At 70.6% G+C, this 13,949-nt stretch carries 13 protein-coding genes; 6 read left to right on the top strand and 7 right to left on the bottom strand.

What is annotated here, in order from left to right:
- Window positions 1–107: 107 nt before the first annotated feature.
- A complete protein-coding gene (locus ACIBB8_RS33860) occupies window positions 108–1,322 on the bottom strand; it encodes an ROK family protein (protein WP_398958703.1) in 1,215 nt (404 codons plus the stop codon).
- A gap of 166 nt (window positions 1,323–1,488) precedes the next feature.
- On the opposite strand from ACIBB8_RS33860, the gene ACIBB8_RS33855 reads away from it, so the two are divergent.
- From ACIBB8_RS33855 to ACIBB8_RS33845, 3 genes are all read left to right on the top strand, one after another.
- A complete protein-coding gene (locus ACIBB8_RS33855; protein WP_398958701.1) occupies window positions 1,489–2,706 on the top strand; it encodes an MFS transporter in 1,218 nt (405 codons plus the stop codon).
- A gap of 110 nt (window positions 2,707–2,816) precedes the next feature.
- The gene (locus ACIBB8_RS33850) at window positions 2,817–3,185 is read left to right on the top strand and encodes an SCO4225 family membrane protein (RefSeq protein ID WP_398958699.1); all 369 of its coding nucleotides are present in this window, start codon (window positions 2,817–2,819) and stop codon (window positions 3,183–3,185) included.
- Between the two features lie 30 nt (window positions 3,186–3,215).
- Window positions 3,216–3,983, top strand: coding sequence for a maleylpyruvate isomerase family mycothiol-dependent enzyme (locus tag ACIBB8_RS33845; RefSeq protein WP_398958710.1), 768 nt, complete (start codon window positions 3,216–3,218; stop codon window positions 3,981–3,983).
- A 48-nt stretch (window positions 3,984–4,031) separates the two neighbouring features.
- On the opposite strand, the gene ACIBB8_RS33840 is transcribed toward ACIBB8_RS33845, so the two are convergent.
- Window positions 4,032–4,367: a hypothetical protein gene (locus ACIBB8_RS33840; protein WP_398958697.1), complete on the bottom strand. Its 336-nt coding sequence runs from the start codon at window positions 4,365–4,367 to the stop codon at window positions 4,032–4,034.
- Here ACIBB8_RS33840 and ACIBB8_RS33835 point away from each other — a divergent pair.
- Window positions 4,366–4,680, top strand: a complete 315-nt coding sequence (locus tag ACIBB8_RS33835; RefSeq protein WP_398958695.1) for a DUF6332 family protein — start codon at window positions 4,366–4,368, stop codon at window positions 4,678–4,680. The genes ACIBB8_RS33840 and ACIBB8_RS33835 overlap by 2 nt on opposite strands.
- Here the strand turns inward: ACIBB8_RS33835 and ACIBB8_RS33830 are convergent.
- The 3 genes from ACIBB8_RS33830 to ACIBB8_RS33820 form a co-directional block, all read right to left on the bottom strand.
- Complete coding sequence (locus ACIBB8_RS33830; protein WP_398958693.1) at window positions 4,641–5,306, bottom strand: response regulator; 666 nt, start codon at window positions 5,304–5,306, stop codon at window positions 4,641–4,643. The two genes, ACIBB8_RS33835 and ACIBB8_RS33830, sit on opposite strands and share 40 nt — an antisense overlap.
- Window positions 5,303–6,682, bottom strand: a complete 1,380-nt coding sequence (locus tag ACIBB8_RS33825; protein ID WP_398958691.1) for a sensor histidine kinase — start codon at window positions 6,680–6,682, stop codon at window positions 5,303–5,305. Before ACIBB8_RS33825 ends, ACIBB8_RS33830 begins: the two co-directional genes overlap by 4 nt.
- A gap of 138 nt (window positions 6,683–6,820) precedes the next feature.
- Complete coding sequence (locus tag ACIBB8_RS33820; protein WP_398958689.1) at window positions 6,821–7,564, bottom strand: TetR/AcrR family transcriptional regulator; 744 nt, start codon at window positions 7,562–7,564, stop codon at window positions 6,821–6,823.
- 129 nt (window positions 7,565–7,693) lie between these two features.
- On the opposite strand from ACIBB8_RS33820, the gene ACIBB8_RS33815 reads away from it, so the two are divergent.
- The gene (locus tag ACIBB8_RS33815; RefSeq protein ID WP_398958687.1) at window positions 7,694–8,143 is read left to right on the top strand and encodes a nitroreductase family deazaflavin-dependent oxidoreductase; all 450 of its coding nucleotides are present in this window, start codon (window positions 7,694–7,696) and stop codon (window positions 8,141–8,143) included.
- A gap of 278 nt (window positions 8,144–8,421) precedes the next feature.
- On the opposite strand, the gene ACIBB8_RS33810 is transcribed toward ACIBB8_RS33815, so the two are convergent.
- Window positions 8,422–9,636 (bottom strand): geranylgeranyl reductase family protein, encoded by a 1,215-nt coding sequence (locus ACIBB8_RS33810; protein ID WP_398958685.1) that lies wholly within the window; start codon window positions 9,634–9,636, stop codon window positions 8,422–8,424.
- 184 nt (window positions 9,637–9,820) lie between these two features.
- Between ACIBB8_RS33810 and ACIBB8_RS33805 the strand changes: the two genes are divergently transcribed.
- The gene (locus tag ACIBB8_RS33805; protein WP_398958683.1) at window positions 9,821–11,185 is read left to right on the top strand and encodes a dipeptidase; all 1,365 of its coding nucleotides are present in this window, start codon (window positions 9,821–9,823) and stop codon (window positions 11,183–11,185) included.
- A gap of 166 nt (window positions 11,186–11,351) precedes the next feature.
- On the opposite strand, the gene ACIBB8_RS33800 is transcribed toward ACIBB8_RS33805, so the two are convergent.
- Complete coding sequence (locus tag ACIBB8_RS33800; RefSeq protein WP_398958681.1) at window positions 11,352–13,622, bottom strand: discoidin domain-containing protein; 2,271 nt, start codon at window positions 13,620–13,622, stop codon at window positions 11,352–11,354.
- Window positions 13,623–13,949 lie beyond the last annotated feature (327 nt).

Below are 13,949 nucleotides of genomic sequence, written 5' to 3'. Positions count from 1 at the left end.
CGTACCGTCGCAAGTCGAAACGTAGCCGGGGTACGGCGTGTTCTGCATATCAGCCCAGGTCAACGACCCACGGAAGCGACAGGGGAGCCCCATTTGGTGAGCTCCTCTCAGGCCAGTGCGGCCAGCGGATCGTCGAGGACGGGCTGCCAAGCCAGTTCCGCCGCGCCCACGAGGCTGTTGTGGTCGAGGGTGCAGGGCAGGATCGGCACGCTGCCGCTGCGCCCCCAGAGACTGCGGTCGGCGACCACCGCGCGCAGTCGCTCCGGGTCCGCGTCGAGCAGTGCGCGGTGCAGCCCGCCGAGGATGATGCGGTCCGGGTTGAGGATGTTGACCAGGCCGGCCAGGCCGAGGCCGAGCCGGTCGATGAGTTCCTCGGCCGCGTTCCGTACCGCCGCGTCCTCGTACTCCGTACGCAGCAGGTCGCTCGCCTGCTTGAGCAGGGATTCCTCGGGGCCCGGTTCCCGGCGGGCGGCGGTCAGGAAGGCGAGCGGATCCGTTTCGACGTCGAGGCAGCCGCGCCCGCCACAGTGGCAGGGACGCCCTTCCGGGTTCACGGTGAGATGGCCGACCTCCAGGGCCAGACCCGAACTGCCGGCGTGCAGGCGGCCGTCGAGGACAAGGGCACCGCCGACGCCACGGTGCCCCGTGGCCACGCAGAGCAGGTGCTGGGCCCCGCGGCCGGCGCCGTGCCGGTGTTCGGCGAGCGCGGCAAGGTTGACATCGTTGCCGGTGAACGCGGGGCCGGGGATACCTGCTTCCCGTACACACGTGGCGAAGATCTCGCGGACCGGGGCTCCCGCCGGCCAGGCGATGTGCAGCGGGTTGAGCGCGGTGCCCTCCGGTTCGGCCACGGCGGAGGGGACGGCGAGTCCCGCGCCGACGCAGCGCAGTCCGCTGTCGCGCAGCAACCTGGCACATGCGTCGACGACTTCGCCCACGACCTGCGCCGGGTCCGATGTGACCGTGACGCAGCCGGGGGCGGTGGCGACGAGCCGCCCGCCGAGCCCGACCAGCGCGGCGCGGAACCCGTCGGCATGCACCTGCGCGGCGACGGCGACCGGACCGGACTCCCGCACGGCCAGCCGATGCGAGGGGCGCCCCTGTGAACCGGCTGCGGAACCGGGGCTGGAGTCGACGCGGATGAGGCCGAGCGCCGCCAGCTCCGCGGCGACCGCGCCGGCGGTCGCGCGGGTGACGCCGAGCTCGGAGGTGAGCACGGCGCGGGTGGGCGCGCGTCCGGTGTGGACCAGCTCCAGTGCGGGTCCGAGCGCGCTCCGGCCCCTCTCCAACTTCGTCCGGGTGGTGGTCGCCTTGCCGTTCATGGGGCCGAGTCTCCCACGATCCGGAACCGCTGCCGACGCCCTGGTGGCGGACTTCCGCCCGTTTCCGGTCACGGAGGCCGCCCTGTGCCGCCGGGCCGAATGCCGCTGCCCGCTCCGGCGGGAGACCGTCTTGCGTCTGTTGTCCGTGGGCCCCTATGCTGAGTTTGTGCCGCAACTAAACAAACTGCGGACGGCCCTACCGGGGGGACCAGGCGGAGACACCGCTCCACCCTCGTCGGCCCGCCTCCGTACCGCACTGACCGTGTTCTTCGCCCTCGACGGTTTCCTCTTCGCCGGCTGGGTGGTCCGCATTCCGGCCATCAAGCACCAGACCGGCGCCTCCGCCTCCGCCCTCGGCCTCGCACTGCTCGGCGTCTCCGCCGGGGCGGTCATCACCATGATGCTCGCCGGCGGGCTCTGCCGACGGTTCGGCAGCCACCTCGTGACCGTGGTCTGCGGAGTGCTCCTCTCACTCGCCATCACCCTGCCCGCACAGACGCATTCGGCGCTCGCGCTCGGTTCGGTGCTGCTGGTCTTCGGTGCGGCGTACGGTGCGATGAACGTGGCGTTGAACAGCGCCGCGGTCGATCTCGTCGCCGGTCTGCGGCGCCCCGTGATGCCCAGCTTCCACGCCGCGTTCAGCCTCGGCGGCATGCTCGGCGCCGGCCTCGGCGGACTGGTCGCCGGCGGGCTCTCCCCCGCCACCCATCTCTCCGTCCTCACCGGGGTCGGACTACTCGTCACCGCCGCCGCCGGACCGACCCTGCTACGGCACGGGGCGCCCCGAACCGTATCCGTGGCCGACCGCACCGAGCAGCCGCGCCGGATGACCGGGCGCGCCCGCAACGCGGTCCTGCTGTTCGGCGTGATCGCGCTCTGCACCGCGTACGGGGAGGGCGCACTGGCCGACTGGAGCGCGCTCCACCTGGCACAGGACCTGCATGCCCGCCCGGGCATCGCCGCCGCCGGATACTCCCTGTTCGCCCTGGCCATGACCGCGGGCCGGCTCAGCGGCACCGCGCTGCTGGAACGACTCGGGCAGACCCGCACGCTCGTCACGGGCGGCGCCACCGGTGCGGCCGGCATGCTCCTCGGCTCGCTCGCCCCGACCACCTCGCTCGCCCTGCTCGGCTTCGCCGTCGCCGGTCTCGGGCTGGCCAACATCTTCCCCGTCGCCGTCGGCCGGGCCGGCGAACTGGCCGGTCCGAGCGGAGTGGCCGTCGCGTCGACGATCGGCTACGGGGGGATGCTGCTGGGGCCGCCCGCGATCGGGTTCCTGGCCGACTGGTTCTCGCTGCCCGTCGCCCTGACGACGGTCGCGGTGCTGGCGGGCGCGGCGTCCGTGCTGGGCCATGCTGCTCGCCATGCGGTGACCCGCGCTTGATCGACGTACACACGTCTCACGTACTGATGCCCGATTGAGCAGGTGTACTCAGGCGGATCCCGTTCCCCGGTCGCACCCTGGAAGTGCCAACCGCCGACAGGGAGCAGACCATGAACAAGCCCGTCATGAACAAGCAGCGCCTCCGCGCGCTCGCACGAATGACCTTCGGCAATGCCGCCTCGCTGGTCTACCTCGGCGTGGTTCTGGCGACAGCGGTCTTCGTCGCCGTGGACACCGTGTTCGTCCCGCACGAGGACGCGTCGTTCGCGGGTGTGTGGCTGTTCCTGCTCGCGGCACCGACGGTGTTCGTGTTCTTCGTCGGCAGCACGCTGTGGGGAGCGGACGCGGCGGGACCCGCCTGGTTCGTCTATCTCGCCCTCGTCGTGTCCGTCCTGGTGCAGGCGCTCGCCCTCGGCTGGTTCCTACAGCTGGTGCGCCGCGGCGGCCGGTCCCGTTCCGCCCATGCCCAGGGCCTCTGAGCGGCTGTCACAATCCTTGCCATGGAGAGCATGGAGACGACGGGAATCGCCGACCACATCAGGTCGCTCGCCGACGCGGGACATCTGCTGGCCGCCGCGGCGGAACAGGCGGGGTCCGGCGCACCGGTGCCGACCTGTCCCGGCTGGCAGGTACGCGATCTGCTCCGGCACACCAGCATGGTGCACCGCTGGGCGACCGCGTATGTCACCGAGGGCCACACCGCGTACCACCCCGACGGCGGGGAGCCCGATCTGGACGGGGACGCGCTGCTCGACTGGTTCCGCGAGGGGCACGGCGGGCTGGTGGCCGCGTTGGCAGGCGCCCCCGCCGACCTGGAGTGCTGGACCTTTCTTCCCGCGCCGTCCCCTCTGGCGTTCTGGGCCCGGCGGCAGGCGCACGAGACGACGATTCACCGGGTGGACGCCGAGTCCGCGCGCGGCGGTCCCCTGTCACCGGTGGCGGCCGGTCTTGCAATGGACGGGATCGACGAGCTGCTGCGCGGGCTCCACGCCCGCCCGAAGAGCCGGGTGCGCACCGATGTCCCGCGTGCGCTGCGGGTGCACGCCACGGACACGGACGCCGCGTGGACGGTGCGACTCTCGGCAGAGCCGCCGCAGGCCGTCCGCACTACGGGGGCGGGCTCCGAAGAGGGTTTTGCGGACTGCGAGTTGAGCGGAACGGCCGAGGAGCTCTATCTCACGCTCTGGAACCGGCAGCCGCTCACGGCGGTCACGGTAGCCGGCGACCGGGGACTCGCACGCCTGTGGTGCGAGAACTCGGGGATCACCTGGTCCTGACCGGTGTACCGGCAGGTGCGGACCACCTCCGCCGTGGTCCGCACCCACTCAGCCGGTCGCGCCGTCCAGCATCCGGGCGAGCACCGAACGCTGCAACGGCTTCAGCTCGGCATGGCGCACCCGGCCCTTGGCCGTCAGCTCGACCCGGACGCTGCTTTCGTTCCTCGCCGTCGCCGTCCTGCTGTGGTGGACAGGTTCCGGACGCCGCGCGTGATCGCCGCCGGCGACCGGGCGGGCGCGAAGGCGGCAGCCGCCGAGAAAGTGGCGGCCCGTGGCCGACGGGCCGGTCCGCTGCCCCGATGACCAACCGGAGCGGGGGAAAGGGGCGGTGGGCGGCGAGGCGTCCTTGCCCGCGGCCCACCACCCCTGTGACACTTCGGACATGGGGCGACGGAGTCAGGAAGACCGGGACGCGATGCCCGTCGAGATCGTCTTCGCCCTGGTCAGCGGCGCTGTTCTGGCCGCGGCCGCATTCATCGCCGTCGCCGCGCCCACCGTCTGCCTCGATCTGCCGCGCACGGCAGAGCGAGTGGTGCTCCTGAGCGGGGCCGCCGTCTCGGGCGTCGTCTTCGTCGCCCGCCTCGTCGATGTGTTGTGGGGATTCCCCCGCCGGGGGCACGGCCGCCCGGCGGGAGCGCTTCGCCCGCAGGCTCCGTCTCAGCCGAGCCAGCCGGGACGCACGAGGCCCGACTCATAGGCGAGTACGACCAGTTGGGCCCGGTCGCGTGCGCCCAGCTTCACCATGGCACGGCTGACATGGGTCTTGGCGGTGAGCGGGCTGACGACCAGCCGGCGGGCGATCTCCTCGTTGGACAGACCGATGCCGACCAGTGCCATCACTTCCCTTTCCCGTTCGGTCAGTTCGCCCAGGCCGACTGCGGCCGCGGGCTCCTTGGAACGGGCCGCGAACTCGGCGATCAGGCGGCGCGTCACCCCCGGCGAGAGCAGGGCATCACCGGCTACCACGGCCCGTACCGCCCGTAGAAGCTCCTCCGGTTCGGTGTCCTTGACCAGAAAACCGGAGGCGCCGGACCGGATCGCCTCGAAGACGTACTCGTCGAGCTCGAAGGTGGTGAGCATGACCACCTTGACGTCGTTCAGCTCGGGGTCGCCGGTGATGGTGCGGGTCGCGACAAGACCGTCGAGATGCGGCATGCGGATGTCCATCAGCACGGTATCCGGGCGCAGTTCGCGCACCAGACGCACAGCTTCCGCCCCGTCGGCGGCCTCCCCCGCCACCTCGATGTCCGGCTGGGCGTCCAGCAGGGCGCGGAATCCTGCGCGGACCAGCAGCTGGTCATCGGCGAGCAGTACGCGGATCACGCTCTCTCCTCCGTCGGGTCCTGCACAGTGTCCATGGCCGACGCGGAGTCCATGCTCGACATCGAGTCCCTGTCCGAAGCCGGGTACAGGGGAAGCTCGGCCCGCACCCGGAAGCCGCCGTCGGCCCGGGGTCCCGCCGCGATCGTGCCTCCCAGTGCGGCGGCCCGCTCCCGCATGCCGGCCAGCCCGTTGCCGCTGCCGCCCGCCTCGCTGCCGGTGACGGGGCCGTCGTCGTCGATACGGAGCCGTACGCGGCCCGCCCCGTAACCGATCCGGACCTGTGCGGTGCGCGAGCCCGAATGCCGGACCACGTTCGTCAACGCCTCCTGCACTATCCGGAAGGCGGCCAGATCCGTACCGGGCGGGACAGCGCCGCGTACGCCCTCGGTCTCCACGGTGACAAACAGTCCAGCGCTCGCCGCCTGGTCGACCAGCTCGGGCAGCCGGTCGAGCCCGGGGGCCGGGGCCCTGGGGGCGTCTCCCGGAGTACGGAGCGTGTCGAGGACCTGACGGACCTCGCCGAGCGCCTCCTTGCTGGCCGCCTTGATCGTGGTGAGGGCGTTCCGGGCCTGCTCCGGGTCGGAGTCCAGGAGCGCGAGTCCGACGCCTGCCTGGACATTGATGACGGAAATGCTGTGGGCAAGCACGTCATGGAGCTCCCGGGCCATCCGGAGCCGCTCCTCGTCGGCCCGTCGCTTCTCGGCGGTCTCCCGTTGGGCACGCTGGGCAGCCCACTGCTCGCGGCGTACGCGTACGAACTCCGCTGCCGCGACGATCGCCACCACCCAGGCGGCGACGCCCAGTTCCTGCCCCCAGGGCGCAGCCGAGTCGCCGCTCGGCGGCAGCCAGCGGTAGAGCCAGTGCGCCATCAGCACGTGGCCCAGCCACACCATTCCCACGGCCGCCCAGGCCGCCCGCCGGTGCCCTGCGACAACCGCGCTGAAGCAGCCGACGGCGACCGCCAGGAAAACCGGGCCGTACGGATAGCCGGCGCCGAGATAGATCATGGCCGCGGCCGCACTGACGAAGACCGCCAGGACGGGGTGGCGGTGGCGCAGCAGCAGTACGGCGACGGCGATGAAGAGCAGCAATCGGGCGAAGATGTCCAACGGGGCGCGCTCATCGAGCTGACCACGGGCCGCGACGGACGTGCCGACCATGACAATTGCGCCGAGGAGGACGGTGGATGGCCAGGGCAGCCGGGCGGCGGACCGCTCGCGCATTCCCGTCAGCCAGCGCGGCGGCCCGTCGTGTCCCCAGGGGCCCCAAGACCCCTGGCGGCCCACGGGGGCAGCGTGCGCCCAGGGCCGCCGCTGCGGCGGTCCGCCCCGCTCCCAGGGGGGACCGCCGCTTCCGTGTGAGCGCTGCTCTTCCATACCGGCAACGCTAGACCGCGGGCGTCGACGGCGGCGTCAGCCGGGCGTGGTGATCACGCGTACTCCCTGTGGAGTACCCCGGTCGGCGCAGGCGAGGCATCCGGCCGGGCCGATAGGCGGACATACGGGCGGGCAGGCTCAGGCACCGGCGCTGCTGGTGGCCGGGTGGTCGGCCCGGTCGTCGAGCAGTCCGACGTTACGGGCCAGGTCGGCGACCGCCTGCCGGAAGAAGGCCTCCCGGGCTTCGACGATCCGGTTGAACTGGCCGAAGATCTCAAAGGAGATCAGCCCCATGAGCTGCGACCACGCGGCCACGAGAGGGGTCACGACCGCCGGAGGGAGATCGGGTGCCAGGTCGGCGGCCATCCGCTCGGCCTCGGTCTGCAGTTCGGCGGTGAGAGGCGGCACGGCGAGGCCGTCCGTGTGGTGGGCGTCTTCGACGATCGCCATGAAAACGAGGCCGACGCGGGAGGCGGGGCCGACGGTCGCCTGGGGTGCCGTGTACCCGGGCACGGGCGAGCCGTAGATCAGGGCGTACTCATGGGGGTGGGCGAGGGCCCACTCGCGTACGGCGCAGGCGACCGCGATCCAGCGGGCAAGATGTGCGGCGGGTACGGGTGGGACGTCGCATGAGGCCCGGTGAGCGGTCTCGGCGGCCTCGCCCACGGCGTCGTACGCATCGACGATCAGGGCCGTGAGCAGGTCGTCGCGGCTGGGGAAGTACCGGTACAGCGCAGACGAGACCATGCCCAGCTCACGTGCGACGGCGCGGAGCGAGAGTTTCGCGGCGCCGTCGGCTGCGAGCTGCTTTCTCGCCTCGTCCTTGATGGCTGCGGTGACTTCGATACGGGCCCGTTCCCTGGCTCCTCTGATGGTGCTCATGGAGCTCAGTCTGCCACGGATTGGAGCACCGACCAATAAAGAGAGCAGTGCTCTTGATTTTGAACACCAACCTCGTGCACACTGATCTAAAGCGAGAGCAGTGCTCACACTTTCTATGAGGGGAATCTCATGTCCGTGCATGTTCAGAAGCCCGGCTGGTTCACGGTCAACGTCTTCAACCGCATCGTGGCCTGGATCACCCGGCGCGGCATCAGCGTCTGGGGATCGAGAGTCCTGGCCGTCCGCGGCCGCAAGAGCGGCGAGTGGCGCCGCACCCCGGTCAACCTCCTGACCGTGGACGGGCAGCAGTATCTCGTCGCGCCGCGTGGCCATGTCCAGTGGACGCACAACATGCGGGCTGCCGGCGGCGGTGAGCTCCACCTCGGCAAGAAGACCGACGTCTTCACCGCCGCCGAGATGGCCGACGACGAGAAGCCGGAACTGCTCCGCGCCTACCTCAAGCGCTGGAAGGCGGAGGTAGGGGTCTTCTTCGGTGGCGTCGGCCCGGATTCGTCCGTCGAGGAGCTGCGCCGCATCGCCCCCGACCACCCCGTCTTCCGGATCACGATCACATCCTGACCCGGACCGGCACAGCACTGCCTGTGCCCCTGCCGGGCAGGGGCGACGGCTCCAAACAGTTCCCCCGCCGCAGGCGTCACGGCCGGGCCTGTGCCGGCCGCCGGGGCTCGACGGGTTCGCCCCCGGCGGGCGCAGCACTGTCCATCGACGCATCAACCGACCCATGGGACGGCGAGGCCAGAACCACCCGCTACGACGGGGCCGCCACCGCCCATCGGCCCGGACTACGGCCCACCGGCGTCCTGGTCCGGCCGGCAGGGTGAGCGCCGGGGCACGGCTTAACGGTCCATCGCCGACAGGGCCCGCTGCGCCAGCGGGTGGGTACGGACCAGCTCGGCCAGCGAGGTCGTCCCGCGGGTGACCCCGGCGAACGCCTTCCAGGCAGGGCGGAATCCGGTCAGCACTGCGTGCAGAATTCCCGGGCGGCGCTCGAACAGCTTCAGCATGCGCCGACCGACACCCATCTCGACACCCAGCCCGGCCTTGATGGCGAAGGCGTAGTTGAGCGCCTGGCGGCGGGCGTCCACCGCGTCGTGCGATTCCGCGATCCGGACCGCCCACTCACCGGCGAGCCGCCCGGAGCGCAGTGCGAACGAGATGCCTTCGCGGGTCCACGGCTCCAGCAGTCCCGCCGCGTCGCCGCAGACGAGCACCCGCCCGCGCGACAGCGGGGAGTCGTCGCTGCGGCAGCGGGTGAGATGGCCGGAGGAGATCTTCGGCTCGAAACCGGCGAGACCGAGCCGGGCGATGAAGTCCTCCAGATACCGCTTGGTCCCTGCGCCGTCACCACGCGTCGAGATCACACCAACGGTCAGGGTGTCGCCCTTCGGGAAGACCCACCCGTAACTGCCGGGCATCGGACCCCAGTCGATCAGCACCCGCCCGGCCCAGTCCTCCGCGACGGTGGCGGGGACCGGAATCTCCGACTCCAGGCCCAGGTCCACCTGGTCGAGCTTGACCCCGACATGGGCACCTATGCGTCCCGCGCTGCCGTCGGCGCCGACGACCGCGCGGGCCAGGACGGTCTCGCCTCCGGCGAGCACCACGGCGACCGTGCGCCGGTCCGGCACCGAGGCGCCGTGCTGCTCGACCCGGCTCACCGACGCTCCGGTGCGGAGTTCGGCGCCCGCCTTCTGCGCCTCCTCGACCAGACCCGCGTCGAACTCGGGCCGGTTGATGAGCCCGAAGAGCATCCGCTTGGAGCGGCGGGTCCGCGCCAGCCTGCCGTTGAGGGAGAATGTCACCGCATGGATCCTGTCCTGCAAGGGCAGTTCGAATCCGGGCGGCAGCGCATCACGGGAGTACCCGATGATGCCGCCGCCACAGGTCTTGTAGCGGGGCAGTTCCGCCTTCTCCAGCAGCAACACCCGCCGCCCGGCGACCGCCGCGGCATATGCCGCGGCGGCTCCGGCCGGTCCGGCGCCGACTACGACGACATCCCACACGGACGACTCTTCAAGCTCACGTCCGGCGTCTGCGTTCTCGCTGCTCACGATGTGCTTCTGCTCCCGATCCCGACCAGTGGCCCAAACTGCTCACGGCATCCTACGGCGCCGTGCGACCGGTCCCCGCTGTGGGAGGATCGACCGTACGTTCGCCCTGCACGCAGCGCCGCACACACGGCGTTCATGCAGACGGATTCGTACACATAACGTCGCACCCACGAGGAGCGTGCCCATGACCGCCCATCCGATTTCCGAGACCATTGCCTCACTGATGCCCCGTGCCAAGGCGGAGCTGACCGAGCTGGTGGCCTTCCAGTCGGTGGCGGATCCTGCGCAGTTCCCGAAGAGCGAGTGCGAGGCGGCCGCAGCCTGGGTCGCCGACGCACTGCGCGCCGAGGACTTCCAGGACGTCGCCCTGCTCGACACCCCCGACGGCACCCAGTCGGTCTACGGCTTCCTGCCCGGCCCGGCAGGCGCCCCGACCGTGCTGCTCTACGCGCACTACGACGTGCAGCCGCCGCTCGACGAGTCGGCCTGGATCTCCCCGCCGTTCGAGCTGACGGAGCGCGAGGGCCGCTGGTTCGGCCGCGGCGCGGCCGACTGCAAGGGCGGCTTCATCATGCATCTCCTCGCCCTTCGTGCTCTCAAGGCGAACGGCGGCGTCCCGGTCTCCGTCAAGGTGATTGCCGAGGGTTCGGAGGAGCAGGGCACCGGAGGTCTGGAGCGGTACGCCGAGGCACACCCCGAGCTGCTGGCAGCCGACACCATCGTCATCGGCGACACCGGCAACTTCCGGGTCGGTCTGCCGACGGTCACCGCGACACTGCGCGGCATGACGATGCTGCGGGTCACCCTCGACACCCTCGAAGGGAACCTGCACTCCGGGCAGTTCGGCGGCGCCGCCCCCGACGCGCTGGCCGCAATGATCCAGCTGCTGGCGTCGCTGCGCGCCGAGGACGGCACCACGACCGTCGACGGGCTCACCACGGACGCCGAGTGGGACGGGCTTCAGTACCCGGAGTCCGATTTCCGCAAGGACGCGAAGGTCCTCGACGGTGTGGCGCTGATCGGCACGGGCACCGTCGCCGACCGCATCTGGGCCCGGCCCGCCGTCACCGTCATCGGGATCGACTGCCCGCCGGTGGTCGGCGCGACGCCGTCGCTGCAGGCGAGCGCGCGGGCGCAGATCAGCCTGCGGGTGCCGCCGGGCCAGGACGCGGCCGAGGCGACTGCACTGCTGACCGCCCATCTGAAGGCGCACGCCCCGTGGGGGGCGAGGGTCTCGGTGGAGCAGGTCGGCCAGGGTCAGGCGTTCCGCGCGGACACCTCCAGCCCGGCGTACACGTCGATGGCACAGGCCATGCAGGCCGCGTACCCCGGTGAGAAGATGCAGACGTCCGGGATGGGCGGCTCGATCCCGCTCTGCAACACCCTCGCAGCGCTCTACCCGGAGGCGGAGATCCTGCTGATCGGCCTGAGCGAGCCGGAGGCGCAGATCCACGCGGTGAACGAGAGCGTGTCGCCCGAGGAACTGGAGCGGCTGTCGGTCGCCGAGGCGCTGTTCCTGCAGAACTACGCGGAGTCCAAGCGCTCCTGACCTCGCATCACCTGTTCCGGGGCGGGATGCACCTCTCGTACGCGGGAGGTGCATCCATGTCCTTCACCAAGGCTGTACCGTCGGGAGATCCGTGCCGGTCGCGCGGGCGACGCCACGACCGGCGCGGGTCCCTCGTGTTGTCATAGCGCCAGTGCCCCCTGGCGGACTACGCGGGGTCGGGCTCCGGGCTCATGGCCCGAACCTCCAGGCGCCACAGCGAATAGCCCCAGCCGGTCGTCCGCTTGATGCCCTGCATCCGTACGTACCGGGCGGTCACCGGAGCGAAGGTGAGCTCCTCCACGCGGGCGCCGGCCGGCTTGCCCCGAACCGAGGTCACGGTCTTCCAGTTGGCGGCGTCGTCGGAGACCTGAATGTCGTAGTCACGACCCGAGGCCGTCTCCCAGTCGAGCAGGACACGCTGCACGGTCTGCGGGGAACCAAGATCCACCTGGATCCATTCACCGTCGCGGTAGTCACTGGCCCATCGGGTCCTGCCGTCGCCGTCGGTGGCGTTCTCCGGCCCCAGGCTCGCCACTTCGGACGAGGACGCCGTCGTCGACCGGTGCAGTGCCAGGTCCGGCACCTCGAAGACACGCATGCTCCACAGGGCGTAACCGTTCTGCTTCTTGCCCGCCTGCGTGCCGACGAGCCGTACATGCCGTGCCGTGACCGGATCGAACGTCAGAGTGTCGACTCCCGCGGCCTCGCGGCCGGTACGGCTCGCGACGGTGGTCCAGCTCTCGCCGTCCCGTGACACTTGGACCTCGTAGTCGCGCCCATGGGCGGACGCCCAGTCCAGCTCGACCTTGCTGATCGCCACCGGCTTGCCGAGGTTGACCCGCAGCCATGCCTCGTCTCCCGGGCCACTGGCCCATGTGGTGGTGCGCACCCCGTCGAAGGCCGCGGCCGCCTCACCGGCGGAGGCGGTCGCCTCCTTGCCCAGGCTCACCTCTCCCGCCGCCGACGCGGCGAGTGTCGTGGAGACCTTCGTCAGTCCGGTGCCCACGCCGAGCTTGCGGACCATGTCGAGGAAGGCGCTGTACGGCACGCCGGCCTTGGCCCCGCTCCACATCTTCTGCGCCAGCGTGCCGAACGTGGGCTCGACCAGCCCGTGCACGTCCAGCTCCGAGTAGCTGGCCTCAGTCAGGTCGTTCCATACCGCCGACATGGCTCCGAGCAGCTGCGGGTCACGGGGGGCCACGCTCTGCCCGTCGGGGAAGACATGTGGCTCCCACTGGTCGTAGAGGTACTTACCGTCCAACCCGTGGCCGTGGTAGTAGCCCGCGAACGGGACGATGTAGAGCAAGGCGTCATTGGTGTTGATGAAGGAGTAGCCGTCCCGCTTGAGCGCCTGCGGCCCGTACCAGCCGTTGTTCCAGCTGTTCATGGTCACGTCGCGGTCGTAACCGTCGCTGTTGGCGGCCATGACCGACAGGCTGCCCCAGGCCCGCGGCTGCTTGCCGAGCGCGCGGATGTGGGCGGCCATCTCGTTGAAGTAGACCTTGTAGCGGGGCTTGTCCACGGTGTACTCGTCGGCGCCGAAGTGCACGTCCGGACTGCGGAACCAGGGCACGAACTCGTCGAACACCGACTTCATGAACGCGGTGGTCTCCGGCTTGGACAGATCGAGGTGGTCGGACTGGCCGTTGTTGAGGCCGAGCGACGGACGGAACCGGATGAACGCCAGCGAGTGGGCAGGCGCGTCGATCTCGGGGATGATCGTGACGCCGTTCGCGGCAGCGGTGTTCTCGAAGGAGTCCCAGTCGGCACGGTCATAGGCCCCGTCCTGGGAAGCCAGCCCGGCCAGCTCGGGGTTGTCGGTCTTGAGCCGGAAGCCGGCCTGGACCTCGCTCCAGGGCTTGCCGCCCTTGAAACCGTTGTCGTTGAGGTGCAGCTGCAGCTGGTTGAGCTTGAACCAGCCCATGACCCGCAGGTAGTCGCGAATGTAGTCGGCGGTGAAGAACCGCCGCCCGACGTCCAGCATGAACCCGCGGACTTTGTAGTTGGGCCAGTCCACGGCCGTGCCCACGGGGACCGAATCGCGGCCGTCGTCGAGCAGAAGGATCTGCAGGAGGCTGCGGGTGCCGTAGTAGACACCCTTCGCGGTCGGCGCGGCGATCGTCACGTTGCGATCGGTGGCCGTGAGGGTGTAGCCCTCCTCGGCGAACCGGGCGCCACCCGTCGCGTCGGCGAGGGAGGGATCGATCGACAGGACAATGTCGCCGTCCTGCGGGATCCGGGGGGACACGGCCGGCTTGTGCCCTGTCACCTCTTCGATCTCGGCAGAGAGTTGCGCACCCTGGTCGTCGAGTTCGTCGACCTGCTTCTTGGCCAGCACGATCCGGCTGTGCTTGCGCAACTCGAACGAGCCCGTTCCGCCCTCCCACTGCTGAAGAGCGGGAACCACGGTGGGCCGGGGGTTGACGTCGGTGTTCACGGGGACAGGTTCGGCACTTGCTGACGGCACTGCCAGGAGGGGCACGAACAACCCGAGTGCTATCACTCTCACCAGTCGAGCAGCATGTCTGTTGATGCGCACTCCAACCTCCGTTCGAGCGGAATTGAAGAATGTATACCCGAGCTGTGGGTTGAGGTCTAGACCACTTGGTCCAGACCTCAGCTCGGGCAGGTCGACGGCGAGTTCCCAGTACGCCTTCACCGCGATCGTGTTCGGCCACCACAGCGACGTCACCGCCCACCTCGCGGAAGAGGCCCGAGGAGCCTGGCGGCGCTACGCCCCCGGTGAACACGCACGGTGACGACA

Source organism: Streptomyces sp. NPDC051286 (assembly GCF_044455345.1).
Classification (GTDB): Bacteria; Actinomycetota; Actinomycetes; order Streptomycetales; family Streptomycetaceae; genus Streptomyces.
The sequence above is the reverse complement of the archived record's forward strand: the minus strand, read 5'-3'. Positions and strand labels throughout refer to the sequence as shown.